The following is a 19660-nucleotide window of genomic DNA, read 5'->3' on the forward strand; positions in this document are numbered from 1 at the left end:
AATAGATAGAAATTACAATTCCGCGACAGTAAAAAAGAACAATACCAAAATCCATTAAGTAAATTATCGTGTTTACTTTACAGCTGCAACAGGGTACAGTACTTGCATCATTATTTAATGACGGACATTTCTATTATGATTTCGGAAAACTATAATGGCGGCTTTTTTACTAACTTACATCAAAGTGTATGAATCCATGAACGGAAATACGTGATTCAATTAGGAATTCAAATTAAAGGAAGATTTCCCGGTTAGACTGGAGAATAGATTTGGGTCGGGATATTTTAGGGGATTTTTTCTGATTAGGCTAAGTAAAATCACCATTTTTACTTTTATTGAGCCGGCAGCCTGAATCCTTTCGTTTTACTGAAGCTATTAGAATTGCCATATTAATAAAGGCTGTTGTCGCATATATTGTTGCTTTCGGATATCCCCGGATACTAAGAGAGTTTTATCTCTTATCAGGGAAGAGCGGCTCTTTTCTTTTCATCCTTACCATATTTTCACTTCTTAATATTGGCATTTCTTCGAAATTAGTATCAAACAGCACCAAAGTTTACGAAAAGAGCCTTATAAAAGAAGTATCTCCTAAGCATTAGTGACTAAAGGACAATCTAAAAAGGCTTAAAGGACTGTGCCTTTAAGCCTTTTTGACTCGGATGTGATTTGTGAGGTTCACTCTGATCTGCTGTGAGACCAGGGTTGTTTCTTGCCTTAATGCACCTCACAAAGTACTTCCTTTTAACTCCGTCCATTTTCCTGCTTTATTATCACTATGATAGAAGCGGCAGAAGAATGTTCTCTCTTTATCTGCACTACCAGTTTTAATTCACTGTTTTTCTATTTGGACTGACAGGGACGGAGATCGGCTCAGAAAAATCAAATCCATTCCATGAAGTACCCTCAATATTTTTGAACAACACTTCTTCATAGCCAAACTCCTTGGCTGTCAGTAAAAGTGCCTCGGCAAAAAGAGGGTCAATTTCTTCATTCAGTTTAAGCGTTTCTCCAAATGAGATGGTCAAGAGGTTATTATCTGAAGATGCCTTAAGATTCAGCTTCTCCGGTATGAGCGGTTCGTACAGGCTGTTGGGCGACATCTTCATCCCCTCCAGCGCATCACTAATGTTTTTATGTTCTCCTTCTCCTGGAACAAGGTACGTATCTCCATTTGGGAGAGAATATTTATAGTACCCTTTATTCGAGGGCCCTGCTTTAGGTACTTCAGAGATTTCACCCATATGAGAAAATAAAGGAACTGTACCATCTTCTTTTTGAAGGTTTACCTTTTCATAGCCAGAGCCTTCCAAAGTGAAAGCAATGGAGTCATAGAAAATGTCCTCACCTCCTCCGCCGGGATTCGTCATCTCTTCTTCTGTTACAGTATAGACCAATTCACCGGTATCCTCATTCAACTCTAGTTTACCTGTCAGAGGATAGTACTCATCAAATCCCCAGCTTTGTTCAGGGATTTCTTCAGAAACATCCACAAACCTTTCCAGCCACCCGGCAGATTCTCTTTTTTCTGAAAGGACACTTACAGGAACAACTGATGCATCAGGCGTCACCAAACCAAAGGTGATTAAATCATATTGGAGCAAATCATCTTGGTAAACATTGCTTCTTTCTGAGGTTTCAGCTTTCCCCATTAATGACTGCTGCCTGCTTTCGGCATTACTGGAGCTGTCATCCAACACAGGATTTTCTTCCGTCTCTTGGATAGAGGCCATCTCCTTTTGAGGAGAACCCGCTTCGCCAGAATCCTCTGCTGCCATATCCGCGGCTGAATTTTCATATTGGGACTGATTGCTGTAGTCGAAGAGAGATGGAGTAATCAGAAAAAGGATCAATAAAGCTGCAACTCCGGCAATTGCTGGATAACCCCAGGTATTTGGCTTTTTCTTAACGCTGGACCTATCAACTGCAGCATATATTTCCTTCCGGTTTCTGCTGTCTTTCATTGAGGGCATTTCTCTAAGGAGATTTTCAATTTCTGTCTCGTCCCAATTGTTTTTCTTCATTGCTGGCACCCTCCTCTCGTTTTTGCTGCTCCATCAGCCTTTTCAAAGTTTTGATGGCACGATGCTGGGTCGTTTTTACTTTGCTTTCTGTCCAATCCAGTACATCCGCCGTTTCTGAGATGGATAAATCCTGGATATATCTCATTGTTATCACCATTCTTTGATCCGTTGTACACTCTCTGATGCAGCTATATAAATCTCTGACCTCTTCTTTTTGCATTGCCACTTCTTCTGGAATATCCTTATCGTCTTTAATGGGCTGGCTCCAATCGAATTTCTCGAGTATCTTTCCTTTCCAACCCTTTTGTTTGCGAAAGTGGTCTATCGCTACATTTTTTGCTATAGAAAAAAGCCAGGTCTTTTCTGAACTTTTCCCCTCAAAGTTATTATGTGATTTTAAGACACGAATATAGACTTCCTGGACCAGATCTTCGGCAAGCTGCCGGCTTCTGACCGTATAAATTAAAAACTGGAAAACATCCTGATGATATTTTGAGTATAGTTCTTCAAAAACGGAGTCCATTTCTTCCCCTCCCCGTTCAATGGATTAGACGGATTTTTTATATGAAAGTTACATCCTCAACTATATTATTAATTCTTTGAAAAAGGAAGGTGAATTTACAAACTAACAAAAAAATGTGCGGTATAACACGGAAAACACTGATAATCTATAGAAAAAAACCTTTCAATGACAGCGGGTATTCTGCTTAAGACAAATTCCGTTCAACACAAAACGCCCAGATTTCTCTGGGCGCTGCCTCCAATGTTTCCCGTGTAACAAGATTAATCGTCACCAATCTCCATTATGGGACGTCCGCTCCTTTTCTCCACAAATGAAATTTGGCGATTATTGAGGAAGGAAGAAGGAGAAAGTCGTACCTTGGTCCAGTTTACTGTGCACACTGATTTGACCGTTATGAGCATCTATGATATTTCTCGCGATCGCCAATCCGAGTCCAGTTCCCGATTTGCCCCGGGTTCTTGCCTTATCTGCCTTGTAGAAACGTTCAAATACAAACGGCAGATCCTCTTCAGGAATTCCAGATCCCGAGTCACTGACTTCAACAAGGACGCCGCTTTTTGTAGGTTTATAATTCACATGGACATGGCCGGTATCAGGGGTGTGCCTCAGTGCATTGTCAACCAGATTCGTCAAGACCTGTTCAATGCGATCAGGATCTATATAAATCAACTGTTCCTGGTCATTGGATTTTTCACCGATAAAGCTCAATTCAATATTCTTTTCTTTGGCGATTCCCTGGAATTTATTTGTCACCCGTTCGAGGAATCCCGATACATCTGTTTTTTCATAATTCAGCGTGATATGTCCTGCTTCCATCCGGGCAAGATCAAGCAAATCATTTACAAGCCTGCCCATCCTGAGTGATTCATCATAGATAATCTTGGCGATATCTTTTTTCTCTTCTTCAGAACCTGCAATATCATCTATGATGGCTTCACTGTACCCTTGGAGCATAGCAATCGGTGTTCGAAGCTCGTGCGACACATTTGCAATGAAATCTTTTCGTAACTTATCCAGGCGCCTTTCTTCTGTCATATCCCTTACGACAGCAACAGCACCCCTGACATATTCTTCATTATAAAGAGGGCTGACAATCACCACATAGGACCTCCCCTGAAGACTTACTTCCCCCGTCTGTTCATTCTCAAGGAGGATGACCTTCTCGAGAAGTTCTTTAAGGTTCGGCGGGATTGCTTCCTGTTCATTTCCCTCCTGCTCATAGTACCACTGCTGCAGGAACCTTTCGGCAGGCGGATTTGTGATAAGGATGGTGCCGTCTCTGTTAAAGGTTATTACCCCATCGGCCATACTGCTTAAGATACTGGACAGCTGTTCTTTTTCCTGGCTAAGGGCATGCATATTGTAATTAAGCTGTTTCCCCATTTGATTGAAGGCCGTGGCCAGCTCCCCAATCTCGTCATGAGTCAGTATGGGGACCTTGGTGTCGAATCTTCCTCTGGCCACCTCAAAGGCCGCTTCCCGCATTTTTCTTAGTGGCGCAGTAATTCTGGTAGACAAGAAGAAGGCGAAGATCGTCGTCAAAATGATGGCGATACCCGCCGCCAGCAGTATCAGCCTGGTTGTCTGACGGGTTGTTTCTTTGATTTCTTCAAGAGATTGAAAAATCAAAACAGCTCCCGTATTGCCATCCCCTAACTGTACAGGTGCTCCAACTGCCACAATATTTTCATAGAGGTTAGAAACCGACTCTCCATTCAAATGGATTTCTTTTACAAATGACTTTTGCTGTTCAAATACAGCTGTGACTTCTTTTTGCTGAAGGATTTCCCGATGAAGGTCCAGGTGCTCAGTTGTGATATCTTCTGCATAATACAATTGGTTCCGATCTTCTGCCACGATTAAATTATGAGGGTCATCCACGATTTCTTTTGAAATCTGCAAACCCATGCTGAGATCTTGATGATTCTCCAGCACAGATGCAATTTTCTCTGCTGTATCAGATAAGTCATTCTCTACCTGCTCCAGATGATAATTTTGGAAAAACTCAAGCTGCAGGATAGTTAGTATGAATAGTACAAATGCAACCAGCAGCAGGATGGTGATCCACAGTTTTCCTACAACACTCCGCCAAAGTCTCATTCATTATTAACCTCAAATTTATAGCCTACTCCCCAGACCGTCACAATCATCTTCGCGGCCTGCTCTGACACTTTATTTAATTTTTCACGAAGCCTTTTGACATGTGTATCCACTGTTCTTAAATCACCAAAAAAGTCATAGTGCCATACTTCTTTCAGAAGGTGTTCACGGTCAAATACTTTATCCGGTGCTTTTGATAAGAAATACAGAAGTTCATATTCCTTCGGAGTCAGGTTGACATCCTTACCATCCGCCGTAACCCTGTGAGCATCATTATCAATGGTCAGATGCGGGTAGACAATCATATCCTTTGCCTTGGTATCAGTATGTATATAGCTTGTTTGCGAGGATCTTCTCAAAAGAGCCTTCACTCTTAATACTACTTCCCGAGGAGAAAACGGTTTCACGATATAGTCATCAGTCCCCACTTCGAAGCCTTGTACACGATTAGCTTCTTCTCCCTTTGCCGTCAGCATGATGACAGGTGTGGATTTTTTCTGGCGCAGCTCCTTACATACTTCAATACCGTCCATACCTGGCATCATCAGGTCGAGCAGAATGCAGTCATATTCATTATTCAAGGCAAGCTCCAAGGCACTTTCACCGTCTTCAGCTTCTTCTATTACATAGTTTTCTCTTTCCAGGTACATTCTTAACAGCTTTCTGATGCGTGCCTCATCATCTACGATTAGTACTTTTACTTCCTGATCCATCTTTACATCCCCCTCTGAACTTGTAGATCTCTTCAATATACTCCCTATTTTAATAGAAAAAAGCCTCCACTAAAAGCGGAGGAGGTCTTATTTCAGCATCTTTTCAAGAAATCTCGGAAAAAAGCCCGGCTTTCCTGAAATAGATACCTATAAACGTGTCAATTAAGCGTAAGAGTGAAGTCCCGCGATGATCAAGTTAACAGCCACGAGGTTGAACATGATGATGATAAAACCTATGACTGCCAGCCAAGCTGACTTTTCTCCATGCCATCCTCTAGAGAGACGGAAATGAAGGAAGGCTGCATAGAATAAGAATGTAATAAGAGCCCATACTTCTTTTGGATCCCAGCCCCAGAAACGGCTCCAGGCAATTTGGGCCCAGATCATGGCAAAAATCAAACCTCCCAAAGTGAAGACAGGGAAACCAATTAACACCGAGCGATACCCGATTTCATCCATCAGGTCCAGGTTTACATTCTTAACATATTTTTGAATCCATAAGCTGATTTTCTTTCTGGCCGCCAAACGAAGAACCCAATAAATGACTGTTCCTGTAATAAATGACCATAGCACAGTATTTAACTTTATTGCATTAATGAGCGCAGGCATATCCACAGCGGGATCCAATCGGTCTGCAGTCAGAAGTTCACCTTCATGGGGAGCAACAAGTGCAGGCATTTTAAATTCTTCAACCGCTTCCTGCCCCGCTTGGTTGATATACTGAAATTCAGCGCTGTATCCCATAAGGGTGAACGCAGTTGTCGAGACAACAAATCCGACTACTACCACCAGGCCATACATAACACTTTCAAGCCAGAAAGATTGCTTTTTATCCTCTGAATGATTTACTTTTTTCAAAAGGTAAATCAAGCCGGCAACAAAACTGATAGCCAATATTGCTTCACCGGCTGCGACAGTCGTAACGTGGATTTTCAGCCAGTCACTTTGCAAAGCAGGGATAAGCGGGCTGACTTCTCTTGGAAACATGCTGGCATAAGCAATGACTAAGAGAGCAATCGGCAGCGCAAATAATCCCAGTACGGTCGATTGATATAAGAAGTAAATAATAATGAAAGCTCCGACCAGCATCATCCCGAAAAACGTGGTGAATTCAAACAGGTTGCTGACCGGTGCATGGCCTGAAGCAAACCAGCGGGTGAAAAAGTACCCAAGCTGTGCAGCAAAACCGACCAACGTCAGTCCCATACCTATTTTGCCCCAGCGGTTTACGCCTTTTTGTTTATTGTTTTTATCGCGGATGGAACCGCCAAAAAAGAGCGTGGCAATAAGGTAAAGAATAAAAGATATATATAACAGATTACTACTCCATTGTGCCAAATCCATAACAGGAAATCCTCCTTTTACAAGCAGCGGCTGATAGTTCACCGGCAGCCGCTTTAGTTTTCCAATTTAATTCATGTTCTTTCTTTTCCATCGATCTCCTGCTGATCTTGTGGTTCCTCAATACCTGTTCCATCAAGAACAAAAGTGATCTCTTTTTTCAATCCATGCCAGTTTTTATTTGTATGACCGGCAACTATCAAACCTTTATCAGATTTGCGAACCCAGATCCTTCTATGATTCCAGTAGGCGCCTTGAGCCACTCCTATCATAAAAATGGCTCCGCCTATTCCGATCACCCAAAGTGTCAGGTCCTTTCTGACGGTCAAAGCTGAAACATCCCTTGTATCCAGACCAGCAAAATTCATTTTGTAAGTGTTATCGCCCAACGGCTCAAGGTTTTGCTGGATACCGACAAAGCTGATTTCTCCATCTGGCTTTTCAGGTGAAAACATTTTGAAGAGAAAAGCAGGATTGTTCGGCAGCGGTGACTTTGTTTGGGGTTCACCCTTTTCATCAAACCCATCAAAATCAGGGTAATACCCCATCAATTCTACCTTTCTGCCATCTTCGAGCTCGTACATTTCCTGAGGATCGAAAAGATCTACAGTGAATTCCCCAAACTCTTCTTCAGTTGTTTTATTAGATAGTGTAAAAGACATCGCTTTAAACTCATCTAATTGATAGCTTGTCTGATAGACCGCATAAGAACCAAATTTCAGAGGCTGGTTGACCTGGATGGCTTTTTCTTTCTCCTCTTGCATTTCAGCCTTTTCTCCTGGAACGTTCGATTCTTCAGCACGATAAAGGACAGCGTCTGTCTGATAATTCTTAGCAACTTCCCCAGCATTCTCCAGCGCTTCGCCAAAAACCTCTTTATCTTCGTCTTTATCATACATTTCTAATGTAAAGTTCTTATTTTCCAGGTAATACTCCTTATTGGTTCCAGGAATCGCCTTGGTTTCTCCTTCTCTAATCCACATCACTTCATCGACGTACATGCCTGGAACAAATCTGAGCATGGCACCGATCAGGAAGATGATTAAACCTAAATGGTTTACGTAAGGGCCCCATCTGGAAAAACGTCCTTTTTCTGCAAGCAGGCTTCCATTTTCTTCTCGGACATTGTATCTCTTTTCTTCCATCTTCTTCTTGACTTCCTGAATAACTTGCTCAGACTTTGGCACTTCTGTTTCGCTGAATAATCTCTGCCTTTTCAGGAACCCTTCGTGCCTTGAAACTTTCTGTTTTTTCAAAGCTCTATATAGCGGTATCACCCTGTCAAGGCTTGCTATAACAAGCGAAATCCCGATAGAGGCTATCATTAACAAGAACCACCAGGAGCCATATAGATTATGAAAGCCAAGAGTATAGTAGACTTCACCAAACCAGCCATAGACTTCACCGTAATATTGTGAAGCAGGCATCGTGTTCGGAATATACATCTCCTGGGGCAGGACTGTTCCCAATGCCGAAGCAATCAGGGTGATCAAAATCAGCCAGATTCCTACTTTTACAGATGAAAAGAAGTTCCAAATTTTATCAATGATTGATTTTTTATACGTTTGTGAACGACGTGCACTGCCTTCATATCTCATATCATGAAGCTTGTCTTTCTTTGCATCCTCCGTCAAAGCCCTCCCGCAGGATTCACAAAGGATGGTTCCACGGGGATTAACATGACCGCATTCACATTTGATTTCCTTCATGCTAAAACTCCTTAATCTACAGGCCGGCAGCTATACTGCTTAGATAAACCGGCCTCCTGTTAATTAGGTTTGATGCTTTCCATGTGCTGCTCTATGTCCGTTTCAGTCATTTCACCTGTAATAATTCTCTGAATTATTCCATTTTCGTCCACTAGAAGTGTTGTAGGCAATGGCTTGATTCCATATGCGTTTTGAACATCTATCTCGGAATCTACTACAACAGGAAATGTAAGGTCGTGTTCTGCAATGAACTTATTGACTTGAAAATCAGATTCTCCGACATTTACAGCCAGTATTTGTACACCTTTATCTTTAAATGCCTGATATTGATTTTCCATATACGGCATTTCTTTTTCACACGGCTTGCACCAGGTTCCCCAGAAGTTCAGAAAGACACCCTGTCCCTTATAATCGGATAGCTGGTGAGTATTGCCCTCCATATCCTGAAGCACAAAGTCAGGCGCCTGGTCTCCGGCTTTAAGGACTCCCCTGTCTTCCTTAGTGAAATTTGCATATAAGGTATAAATTACGGCTGCAGCGAGCACAACCAATATGATTGTCCGGATAAGCAAGCGGCGCTTTTTTTTATCCATCTCTTTACTGCCTCCTTGCATTTAACAGTTTTTGCTGCAAACGAAAGGGGACAATGCGATTGTCCCTTTTGTCTGTGTTTATATATTCTCATCTATTATAGCATTGTTGTTTTTTCCTTCAGGAGCTTGTTTTTGAAGGAAGTGTGACACTTTTTAAATTCCGGTCACTTACAGGAGATTCCCGGTTTTTGCCAGTGCTCTCAACTGCTTTACTTCATGGGGAGTAAGCTCTCTGGAATCTCCGGCATTCAGGCCGTGAAGGTCAAGGAAAGCAAATCTTTCGCGTTTCAGCTTTTGAACTTGATGTCCGACTGCTTCAAACATCCTTTTCACCTGTCTGTTCCTTCCTTCATGAATCGTAATTTCCACAATGGCCTTGTCTTGCTTTTTTTCTATCTTCAAGACTTTCACCTTTGCGGGCGCTGTTTTGCCATCTTCAAGCATGATTCCTTTTTCTAGTTCCTTAAGCTTGAATTTTGGCGGTATGCCTTTCAATCTCGCCACATATGTTTTGTCGATATTATAGCTTGGATGAGTCAACAGGTTGGCGAACTCTCCATCGTTAGTCAGAAGGAGTAGTCCAGACGTATCATAATCAAGTCTTCCTACTGGGTAAATCCTTTCCTGAATGTGAGGAAAGAAGTCAGTGACCACTTTGCGGTCTTTGTCGTCTGTTACTGCTGAAATGACCCCTCTTGGTTTATAGAGAAGATAGTAAACCTTATTTTCTCTTTCAATCTGCACTCCGTTGACTTCAATCTTATCTGAGCCTGTTACCTTCGTTCCTAATTCTCTTTCAGTCTTTCCGTTCACTTTTACTTTTCCTTCAAGGATCAGTTCTTCTGCTTTTCTTCTAGATGCCACACCTGCGTGGGCAATCACTTTTTGTAAACGTTCCATTCTTCATTCACCTCTTATTAAGTACGTGTTTCATTTCCATTGATCTATTTCAGATTTTCTATAATAAAAGTTCTTCTATACAATCAATACTTTGAAATTCATACACATGAATGAATTATTACATATAAGCAGGGAAATGCAAAGGGATTGTCCTTTATTAGTATTGGTAACATAAGGACTTTTTAAAAGGTGCACTTTAAAAAGAAGACTTTGAGTATCGTGGATTTCTCATTATTGTTTCAGTCCTGCGACTCCAAGACTGGTCGGTAAAATTCTAAATCATAATCATGCGTCCAGCAATGAATCAGTTTCCTTAACAAAAATAGTGATTGATTGTGGCAAAAGAAAGCAACAGACAGGGACGTCCGCTAGAGTACTTATGCCTTTCAGCGGGATGCACCAGGTGAGTGACGGCTACCTTTTCGCTGCAAAGACAGTTCCAATATGTCTGGAACCTCGACCGCTGGAACTGGAAAACCGCTAGTTCTCCAAGAGGTTGTACTTTTGCTGCGAACAACCCTCTCAGTTAAAAGGAAAATGAAATAAACTTCGTTCCCTAATTGAGCCGATAGCGGAAAGAAATAAGGGAATTTTTTACCGTTAATCACAGATATCAGCTAACAATGGTAGTAAATAAGGGTACCTTTTTCACTTATTTAAGCATATTCTCCTGATTTTCTAAGTTTTGAGTCGAATAAGAGAAATTTCTTCCTCTATTTTAGTTGTTTTCGTAGAAACAAATGAAATAAGAGAATTTTTTACCTCTATTTTTGCAATTAAAGTACTTAACCTAAGAAAATTATAAGTTCTACATAGGGATCCTTAACCTCGCTCCCATAGAGCAGGAAATTTTAAAGTAGATACCTGCATTGCTAGTACTATATTAAGTATGAATTCTAAAACTTAATTAAAATGGCTGTTTTTATATAGATTGCGGCTTTCGGAAAAATCCCAAGTGCCGGATTTTTCCCCGGATACTAAGGAATTTCTCTAATCGGGGAAATCAGCTCTTTTCTCTTCATGATTACCAGGTTAATAAGGTGAATTATGATTCGTTTTTTTGAAATTAGTATCAAATAGCAATAAAGTTTACGAAAAAGCCATTAAAATAGACAAACCCCGCAGTTGCAGCCGCGGAGTTTGTCTACCATATGTGAGCGTTTAAATAAACGAGCACTAACCATTTTTTAAAAGCTCCTTCTATAATTATGTTTGTTCTAAAATCCTCCTCACGAAAACATAAGGGTCACAATGACGATCGCTGCTATGATGCCGATCAGGTCTGCGAGCAGTCCGACTTTTAAGGCATCGCCCATTTTCTTGATTCCCACTGCTCCGAAATAGACGGTTAAAACATAAAAGGTAGTATCGGTGCTTCCTTGGAGAACGGAGGCCAGCCTTCCTATGAAAGAATCCGGCCCATGGGTTGCCAGTAAATCACTTACCATCCCGAGTGCAGCTGTACCAGAAATAGGCCGGATGATAGCGAGGGGAACTATGTCAGCTGGTACCCCGATCGCGTGAAGTACAGGTTCTATCAGCGAAACAAAATATTCCAGAGCACCTGAGGCCCTGAATATCGTTATGGCGACAAGCATCCCGATCAGAAACGGAATAATCGACACCGCAATCTTAATGCCTTCTTTTCCTCCATCAACAAAGCTCTCATAGGTGGGCACCTTTTTAAAGGTTCCGTATAAAAGGATGACTCCAATCAGCATTGGGATCAGCCATAATGAAATCGTTGAGATAATCTCCATATCACTTCACTCCATTGCGGATTCTTCTGTGATAAAAATAACGGTCGATCATAATCGCTCCGATAGTAGAGAGAAATGTTGCCACCAGAGTCGGGCCGACAATTTCAGTGGGCGAGGCCGAATCATAATTCATTCTTATAGCGATGACCGTGGTTGGTATTATTGTTAAACTCGAAGTATTGATTGCCAGAAAAGTTATCATAGAGCGGCTGGCATAATCTCTTCCTCCATTTAATTCTTTCAGCTGTTCCATTGCCTTGATGCCAAGAGGTGTTGCAGCGTTGCCCAGCCCGAACATATTGGCCATCATATTCGAAAGAATGTAGCCCATAGCAGGATGGTCCGGCGGCACTTCAGGAAACAGCCGTCTAACAATTGGCCGGAACAGATAGGATAGCTTATCAAGCAGTCCTGAATCCTGAGCGATCCGCATGATCCCAAGCCAGAACACTAAAATGCTCACGAGACCGATACATAGTGTGACCGCTTCGTTTGCAGATTGAAAGATAGCTTCGTTTACCTCTTGCATTTTCCCGTTCACAGCAGCAAAGATTAGGCCGATGATGGTCATCCCGACCCAGATATAGTTAACCATCCGCTTTTACTCCGAGGATTGAAATGAAAGACTGTTTCCAAAACATCCACCAGCTTTTTTCCTCTTCCGCTTCAACACTTTTGAAAAATACAGGTACTCGTTCTGTTTCCTTTTCGTCCAAATAAACCACGGCTCTTCCCACAATTTCAGGAACATTACCGTTTTCCCAAGAATCCTTTGGCTTTAGAAGCTTGTATTCAATCCTTATACGATCCTCTTCTTCCTTTTTGATTGCCATCAGCACATCTCTTTTTATAAAGACCTTATCTTTATAAAATTCGTCCTCAATATCCTGGATTTCCCCTTGCGGAAGCGCGATGACGGTATCAAAGTTCTTAAATCCATATTCAAACATCTGTATATGATCATTCCAGTCGTCCGGACCGTTAAGTGTAACAGCAATCAAGTTTTGCTCATTCTTGGTCGCTGTTGTGACCAATGTTCTTTTGGCTCTTTTGGTGTATCCAGTCTTGCCTCCGGTGCAATACTTATATTTTTCCGTCAAAAGCCTGTTCTTGTTCCGCCATTTCCTATCCCAATCATTTTCAGGGTCGGGGGATGTATGCACTTTGGTACCTGAGATTTCCCTGTAGGTTTCATTTTGCATAGCATACCTCGTCAAGATGGCCATATCATAAGCCGTGGAGTAGTGGCTTTCATGATCGTCCAATCCGTGAGGGTTCTCGAAATTGGAATTGACCATCCCGATTTCTTCCGCCTTCTTGTTCATTAGGTAAACAAACCCATCGAGGCTTCCTCCTACATGCTCGGCAATCGCAACAGCTGAATCATTGCCAGACCGAAGCATTAAGCCATACACCAAATCTTCCAGCTTAATCTTCTCTCCCTGCTTAAGGTAAATCGAGGAACCTTCTGCTTTTACAGCATTGCTGCTTACAGTTGCTTCTTCGTCCAACTTCCCTGATTCTATTGCAAGGATAGCTGTCATGATCTTCGTTATACTGGCAATCCGGCTTTGGGTATGTGCATCTTTTTCATACAGTACCCTTCCCGTATCCTGATCTATGACAATCGCCCTCTGCGCACTGACAGAAGGTGCCGCCTCAGCCGTTTCATTAAAAGAAGAAAAAATGATAGAAATGATGATCACCGCATAAATAAAGGCTCTCAGTCTCATCCTCTTCATAAACATCTACTCCCTTTCCTTGTCCAAAGGTGTTTGTACAAGTCTATGCGGGGCGGTTTGATTTATGATTGCAGAAAAACATTTTCATTTATCCCTTCGGTTGGCAATGCCTTTTGTTTTGCCTGGTTCTGGGTATATATCTTGGATAAAATCCAGTCAGCTCGTGTATCCACACGACGGCTCTCAGGAAACATACTTTCTACCAAACTTACCCGCCCATGCGCCTGCCCGGCGGCTCTGGATACATATCTTCAGGCAAACTCCCTCTCTCATGTATCCACCCGACTGCTCTGGATACATATCTTCAGGCAAACCCCCTCTCTCGTGTATCCATCTGCCATCGCTGGATACACATCTCCCGCCTAACTCCCTCTCTCGTGTATCCACCCGACTGCTCTGGATACATATCTTCTGCATAACTTCCTCTCTCATGTATCCACCCGACTGCTCTGGATACATATCTTCAGGCAAACTCCCTCTCTCATGTATCCACCAGCCAACGCTGGATACACATCTCCCGCCTAACTTCCTCTCTCATGTATCCACCCCACTCCGCTGGATACACTTCTCCCGCCAAACTCCCTCTCTCGTGTACCCACCCGCCTTCTCTGGATACATATCTTCAGGCAAACTCCCTCTCTCGTGTATCCACCCCACTCCCCTGGATACACTTCTCCCGCCAAACTYCCTCTCTCATGTATCCACCCCACTCCCTTGGATACACTTCTCCCGCCAAACTCCCTCTCTCGTGTACCCACCCGACTGCTCTGGATACACATCTTCAGGCAAACTCCCTCTCTCRTRTATCCACCCCACTCCCYTGGATACACTTCTCCCGCCTAACCTCCTCTCTCATGCATCCATCTGCCATCGCTGGATACACATCTCCCGACTAACTCCCTCTCTCGTGTACCCACCCGACTGCTCTGGATACATATCTTCAGGCAAACCCCCTCTCTCATGCATCCATCTGCCATCGCTGGATACACATCTCCCGACTAACTCCCTCTCTCGTGTACCCACCCGACTGCTCTGGATACATATCTTCAGGCAAACCCCCTCTCTCATGTATCCATCTGCCATCGCTGGATACACATCTCCCGACTAACTCCCTCTCTCGTGTATCCACCCCATTCCGCTGGATACATATCTCCCGCCTAACTTCCTCTCTCATGTATCCACCCGCCTTCTCTGGATACATATCTTCAGGCAAACTCCCTCTCTCGTGTACCCATCTGCCATCGCTGGATACACATCTCCCGCCTAACTCCCTCTCTCGTGTATCCACCCGCCTCCGCTGTCTGGATACTGTCTGGATACAATCTTGATCAAAGCAGGTCCCAATCCTGTATCAATGTAATTTCCCTCCATTCAGCTGAGATTTCAGGGATACCTCTCTTTACGGGTTTCCTTTGGTACTACAAAAAAAACTGCAGAAAGTGACGGAGTCACTTCCTGCAGTTTAAATCAGCCCCTGGCTTGGGTTATTTTAGTCCTGAAATCAGTTTCATAGTATTCAAGTTCTTCCCTTACCCGCTGGAAACCACTTTCAGCAGCCGACATCAAGCTCATGATGCTTTTCGGCAGATCCTGGCGGAACATAATGGAGTTCTTTCCTGTATAAGCTGAGCGGCTGTCCTCGTACCATAAATCATAGCGAGGGGAGAAAAATTCTTCTATACACTGATGGTAGACTTTATAGAGTGTTTTTTCGGCAGCACCTTTGATGAAGGTCTCGTTTTGCAAGACAACAGAACATGAATCGAGACCTTCCTCACAATAAACAAGGAGCCTTCTAATATTGGAAAGAACACCTTCATAGTAAGCCCTATCTCCGCTCTTCTCCTGAAGCAGCCCGTCTATGGTGACATTATTCAGATAGCCTTCCAGCTCCGCAACTGTTTTTTCCAGGAATGTATGTACTTCTTCTACTTGTGATTTGACGATAGGATTGCTCATCTAACCCCTCCATAATTTTTTATTGATCGTGAAATTATCTCACTAGTTTCCTTACAATCTTTATCAGATAAAAAACATTCAATTCCTCTTCACTGACAATTTTTGAACTTTCAGAAAACACATTATAAGAAAAAGCTGATCTGGGAGATTAAAGCCGTCTCCTTCGATCAGCTTGTAATAATTTTACCATAAAGTCAGGACTGAGAATCCATTGTTTCCTGAAACTTTTCAAAAAACAAATCGGCATCCTCCGACATAAATTCTTCATCAATATTTTCCGGCAAAGGAGGAAGCTCACTGATATCCTTCAAACCGAAGTAATCCAGGAATTCTTTTGTTGTTCCATACAATATAGCTCTTCCTGTTCCTTCAGCTCTTCCGACAGCTTTGACCAGCCCTTTGGATGCCAGTGTGCTTAATGGCCTCTCGGTTTTAACTCCTCTAATCTCTTCTATATCGACCCTTGTAATCGGCTGTTTATACGCAACGATTGCCAGCGTCTCAAGAGCAGCCTGTGATAGAGAGTTGACGTTTGGTGATTCAACCAGCTTTTTCAAATAAGGGGCATGTTCCTTTTTCGTCACAAGCTGGTAAGTGCCTGCTAACTCAATGAGCTGTATGCCCCTGCTTTCATCTTTATTGTACTCAGCAAAAAGCCCTTCTATAATCTCTAGTGCCTGGTGCTCCTCAATTTCTAAGACTGCACAGACTTGTTTGAGGGATAGTCCTTCATCTCCTGCAGCGAAAAGCAGGCTTTCCAGTATCGCCTTCCAATTAATGATTTCCAACCAGTTCTGCCTCCTCTGATGACTGCACAGTAAAATCGTCAAAATTTTGTTTCTGTCTGACGATGATCTGTTTTCTTTTCATAAGTTCCAGTACTGCGAGGAATGTAACAACGATATGCTCACGGTCTTCGTCAGGGAATAATGAGAAAAAGCTTTGTTTCTCTTTGGAACCTTTTATCTGGATAAGAATTTCATCCATCCTTTTTTCAATGGGAATTTCCTGTCTTGTGATTTTGGTGGTTACCGGTTTTTGCAGTTTCTTTCTGCGGAGCAGTTTATTGAAGGCCCCGAGCATGTCGTAAATGGTCACATCTTGATCCAGCTGTCCCGACGCCTTCTCTTCAGCATATTCAGATAAGTCACTTGGCGGCTTGGTATACATCCGGCCTCTTTCTTCTTCCCGGTTTTTCAGTTCCTCAGCCGCTTCTTTATACCGTTTGTATTCAATCAGACGGTCAACCAATTCGTCCCGTGGATCTTCTTCTATTTCGAAATCTTCCTCTTCAGCTATTTCGTCATGTTTGGGGAGAAGCATTTTGCTTTTGATCGCCAGCAAAGTCGCAGCCATGACAAGGTACTCGCTGGCCACATCAAGCTCAAGTTTTTTCATAGTATGTATGTACAACAAGTACTGCTCAGTGATTTGAGCCATTGGAATATCATAAATATCGACTTCCAAAGAGTGAATTAAATGCAGAAGCAAGTCCAATGGACCTTCAAAGGCATCAATCTTCACATTGTATTCCATAATATCACCAATTCCATTTTGTACGATTTTAAGACTATCTATTAGTATAGTAGATTATAAAGCATTCTCCAATAGTAAATTTAGGATTGCGTTTTTCCGCGGCAGCGGGAATATGGTAAACTAATCGAAGAAAAGGAGGAAATTTGCCAATGGCTTATCCAAATGATTATCTAGATTTCCTCATCCATTTCCACTGTGACCGGGATTATTTTGAATGCCACGAGGTACTCGAGGAATATTGGAAGGAAACTGACCCGGGCAACAGGGAGTCTGTTTGGGTCGGGCTCATACAGATTGCAGTCGGCTTTTACCATTATCGCCGAGAGAACAGAAGCGGAGCAGTAAGGATTCTTAGAAAAGGGACCAATATCTTGAAGCAGCACCCCAACTCTTTGAAAAGCCTGGGAATCGACTTTGATAAACTTCTCCCGCTTCTAGAGGAAACTTTAAAAAACATCGTTTCCGGAATTGATTACCAGAGTATCGATCTTCCTCTCAATGAGGAATTGACACAACTATGTGAACAGGAATGCCGCAAGATCGGAAAATTGGACGTCATCCCTGATTCCATCATTCACCGGCATGCCCTCCGAGACCGCTCGGACGTGATCAAAATGAGAAAAGAAGCACTGGTAAATAGACAGAAACAAAAAGACTGACATGTATCATGCCAGTCTTTTTGTACTATTTAAGGCAGAGGTTAAATTCCTCGTTATCAATTTTCATCGTTAGTATCCAAATGGCACTTTTCAAAAAAAGCAGCCGTATGTTCATTCGGCTTTAACACTTTGTTGGAATAAATTTCACTTAAGGTTCTAAGCATTGCTTTCCCTATACCTTCATGGCGATGTGAAGGATTAACTGATATATGCCTTACTTCAATGGTTTCTTCCCCAATTACAACACCGATCAAGCCGACTATATCTTCGTCTTTCCAAAGAAATAACTGCCAGTCATCTTCCTGCTCATAATTCAGCATCGTTTGCTGCAGCTTTTTCAAATCCTTTTCCTGCGGCATAAAGGACAGCAACCCCATCGCAATTTTCTCGAAAGCTTTTTTGTAACGTATAAGCATAAAAGACCCCTCGTTATAATTTGTGCATATTCAGCACAATGTTTTTTATTCTTTCCGTGTATTCATATTAACCGTTTATTATCTTACTAAAATTAAGAAAAATATTCAACTTTATTCCGAGAAAAAGGGTATATCAAACTGAAGACCTGCATCAACTAGCAAAGAACATCCAGTAGAGAACTCCCCAACCCAGTGACATAATTAAAAGAATTATGAATAATAGTATATTTTTCTTTCTCATATTCGTGCAGCTCCTTCGTCTTGTCAACTGATTCAACTAATTTTCCGTCTGTGTGCTCTGCTTAAAAAAAAGAGGCAGACACACTTTTGTGTCCGCCTCCACTATAGAATATTATTCGTTAAGGGACAAGTCCAGTTTAACAAGATCTTCAAAGCTTTCTCTTCTGATAACGAGTTTGGCTTCACCATTTTCGACGAAAACTACTGGCGGCCTGGGAATCCTATTATAGTTGTTTGCCATGGAATACCCATAGGCACCTGTACAGAATACAGCAAGAATATCTCCTTGCGAGGATTCAGGCAGGGGAAGATCCCAGATTAACATATCTCCTGATTCACAGCATTTCCCTGCAATCGATACGGTTTCCTGAATCGGCTGTCCTGCTTTATTCGCAAGAATTGCTTCATACTTTGCTTCGTAGAGAGCAGGACGGATATTGTCACTCATTCCACCGTCCACTGCCAAATATTTTCTAATATCCGGAACTTCTTTGCTGGACCCCACGCTATATAAAGTCGTCCCCGCGTCACCGACTAGTGAACGACCCGGCTCGATCCAGATTTCCGGCATATCAAGGTTGGACTCTTCGGCTTTCTTTCTTACCTCCGCTATGATCTCCTTAACATACTGAGAAGCCGGAATCGGATCATCTTCAGCTGTGTATCTAATCCCAAAGCCTCCGCCAAGGTTAAGCACTTCTGCCGTGTAGCCGTGTTGTTCTTTCCATTGAGCCAATTTGCCAATGATCTTGCTCGCTGCTAGGACGAAACCAGTCGTCTCGAAAATCTGTGATCCAATATGGCAATGCAGGCCAAGCACATTCAAATGAGGGGATTTTACCGCTCTCAGCAATGCTTCTTCAGTCTGGCCGTTTTCCAAACCAAAGCCAAACTTAGAATCTTCTTGACCTGTGAGGATATAATCGTGGGTATGTGCTTCAATACCAGGAGTTACCCTGATTAATATATCCATCGTCTTGTTCAAATCACGGCAGACCTCTTCCAGCAGCTGAATTTCATAAAAATTATCAACGACTATACAGCCGATTTCATGCTCCAACGCCATTCTTAGTTCTGCTTCGCTTTTGTTATTTCCATGAAAATGTATGCGTTCAGCAGGGAATCCCGCTTTAATTGCCGTAAACAATTCCCCTCCGGATACAACATCCAAAGACAAACCTTCTTCAGCCATCAATTGAAAGATCGCGACTGAAGAAAAGGCCTTGCTTGCATAAGCTACTTGAGCTTTAATGCCAAGATCTTCAAATGTGTCTTTGAAACCCCTGGCTCTATCTCTGATCAATTCTACATCGTAAATATATAAGGGTGTTCCATATTCTTTCGCCAATTCTACAGTGTCGACTCCCCCGATTTCCAGGTGATCACGGCTGTTAATTCTGGCAGTTCCATTAAAATGCATTCTTCTCATCCCTTTGACTGCTTTATCG

At 42.4% G+C, this 19660-nt stretch carries 17 protein-coding genes; 1 reads left to right on the forward strand and 16 read right to left on the reverse strand.

Annotated features, from left to right (window positions below):
- Nucleotides 1-824: 824 nt before the first annotated feature.
- The 14 genes from FZC78_RS05680 to FZC78_RS05745 all read right to left on the reverse strand — a co-directional run bounded on the left by FZC78_RS05680 (nucleotide 825) and on the right by FZC78_RS05745 (nucleotide 16897).
- Nucleotides 825-2021 carry a hypothetical protein gene (locus FZC78_RS05680; protein ID WP_148938656.1) on the reverse strand — a complete coding sequence of 399 codons (1197 nt, stop codon included), beginning with the start codon at nucleotides 2019-2021 and terminating at the stop codon, nucleotides 825-827.
- Nucleotides 1987-2544 carry an RNA polymerase sigma factor SigX gene (gene sigX, locus FZC78_RS05685; RefSeq protein WP_148938657.1) on the reverse strand — a complete coding sequence of 186 codons (558 nt, stop codon included), beginning with the start codon at nucleotides 2542-2544 and terminating at the stop codon, nucleotides 1987-1989. The genes FZC78_RS05680 and sigX overlap by 35 nt, the downstream gene beginning before the upstream one ends.
- Nucleotides 2545-2868: 324 nt before the next feature.
- Nucleotides 2869-4644 (reverse strand): ATP-binding protein, encoded by a 1776-nt coding sequence (locus FZC78_RS05690; RefSeq protein WP_148938658.1) that lies wholly within the window; start codon nucleotides 4642-4644, stop codon nucleotides 2869-2871.
- Nucleotides 4641-5357, reverse strand: a complete 717-nt coding sequence (locus FZC78_RS05695) for a response regulator transcription factor (protein ID WP_148938659.1) — start codon at nucleotides 5355-5357, stop codon at nucleotides 4641-4643. The genes FZC78_RS05690 and FZC78_RS05695 overlap by 4 nt, the downstream gene beginning before the upstream one ends.
- 162 nt (nucleotides 5358-5519) lie before the next feature.
- A complete protein-coding gene (gene ccsB, locus FZC78_RS05700; RefSeq protein WP_148938824.1) occupies nucleotides 5520-6695 on the reverse strand; it encodes a c-type cytochrome biogenesis protein CcsB in 1176 nt (391 codons plus the stop codon).
- Between the two features lie 77 nt (nucleotides 6696-6772).
- Entirely contained in the window at nucleotides 6773-8407 is a 1635-nt protein-coding gene (gene resB / locus FZC78_RS05705; protein ID WP_148938660.1) for a cytochrome c biogenesis protein ResB, read from the reverse strand.
- 59 nt (nucleotides 8408-8466) lie between these two features.
- The gene (gene resA / locus FZC78_RS05710) at nucleotides 8467-9000 is read right to left on the reverse strand and encodes a thiol-disulfide oxidoreductase ResA (protein ID WP_148938661.1); all 534 of its coding nucleotides are present in this window, start codon (nucleotides 8998-9000) and stop codon (nucleotides 8467-8469) included.
- Between the two features lie 168 nt (nucleotides 9001-9168).
- Complete coding sequence (gene rluB, locus FZC78_RS05715) at nucleotides 9169-9900, reverse strand: 23S rRNA pseudouridine(2605) synthase RluB (RefSeq protein WP_148938662.1); 732 nt, start codon at nucleotides 9898-9900, stop codon at nucleotides 9169-9171.
- A gap of 1229 nt (nucleotides 9901-11129) precedes the next feature.
- Nucleotides 11130-11660, reverse strand: coding sequence for a spore maturation protein (locus FZC78_RS05720; RefSeq protein ID WP_148938663.1), 531 nt, complete (start codon nucleotides 11658-11660; stop codon nucleotides 11130-11132).
- Nucleotide 11661: 1 nt separating this feature from the next.
- Nucleotides 11662-12255: a nucleoside recognition domain-containing protein gene (locus FZC78_RS05725; protein ID WP_148938664.1), complete on the reverse strand. Its 594-nt coding sequence runs from the start codon at nucleotides 12253-12255 to the stop codon at nucleotides 11662-11664.
- Entirely contained in the window at nucleotides 12248-13402 is a 1155-nt protein-coding gene (locus tag FZC78_RS05730) for a D-alanyl-D-alanine carboxypeptidase family protein (protein ID WP_148938665.1), read from the reverse strand. Before FZC78_RS05730 ends, FZC78_RS05725 begins: the two co-directional genes overlap by 8 nt.
- A gap of 1467 nt (nucleotides 13403-14869) precedes the next feature.
- Nucleotides 14870-15361 (reverse strand): YpuI family protein, encoded by a 492-nt coding sequence (locus tag FZC78_RS05735; protein ID WP_148938666.1) that lies wholly within the window; start codon nucleotides 15359-15361, stop codon nucleotides 14870-14872.
- A gap of 194 nt (nucleotides 15362-15555) precedes the next feature.
- A complete protein-coding gene (scpB, locus tag FZC78_RS05740; protein ID WP_148938667.1) occupies nucleotides 15556-16149 on the reverse strand; it encodes an SMC-Scp complex subunit ScpB in 594 nt (197 codons plus the stop codon).
- On the reverse strand, nucleotides 16136-16897 hold the full coding sequence (locus FZC78_RS05745; protein WP_148938668.1) for a segregation/condensation protein A: 762 nt from the start codon (nucleotides 16895-16897) through the stop codon (nucleotides 16136-16138). Before FZC78_RS05745 ends, scpB begins: the two co-directional genes overlap by 14 nt.
- A gap of 149 nt (nucleotides 16898-17046) precedes the next feature.
- Between FZC78_RS05745 and FZC78_RS05750 the strand changes: the two genes are divergently transcribed.
- Complete coding sequence (locus FZC78_RS05750; protein WP_148938669.1) at nucleotides 17047-17556, forward strand: DUF309 domain-containing protein; 510 nt, start codon at nucleotides 17047-17049, stop codon at nucleotides 17554-17556.
- A gap of 56 nt (nucleotides 17557-17612) precedes the next feature.
- Here the strand turns inward: FZC78_RS05750 and FZC78_RS05755 are convergent, their stop codons facing one another.
- Both FZC78_RS05755 and lysA read right to left on the reverse strand, forming a co-directional pair.
- A complete protein-coding gene (locus FZC78_RS05755) occupies nucleotides 17613-17972 on the reverse strand; it encodes a GNAT family N-acetyltransferase (protein ID WP_148938670.1) in 360 nt (119 codons plus the stop codon).
- 352 nt (nucleotides 17973-18324) lie between these two features.
- A complete protein-coding gene (gene lysA / locus FZC78_RS05760; RefSeq protein WP_148938825.1) occupies nucleotides 18325-19632 on the reverse strand; it encodes a diaminopimelate decarboxylase in 1308 nt (435 codons plus the stop codon).
- Between the last annotated feature and the right edge of the window lie 28 nt (nucleotides 19633-19660).

Source organism: Rossellomorea vietnamensis, from assembly GCF_008180415.1.
In the GTDB taxonomy this organism is placed as follows: domain Bacteria; phylum Bacillota; class Bacilli; order Bacillales; family Bacillaceae_B; genus Rossellomorea; species Rossellomorea vietnamensis_C.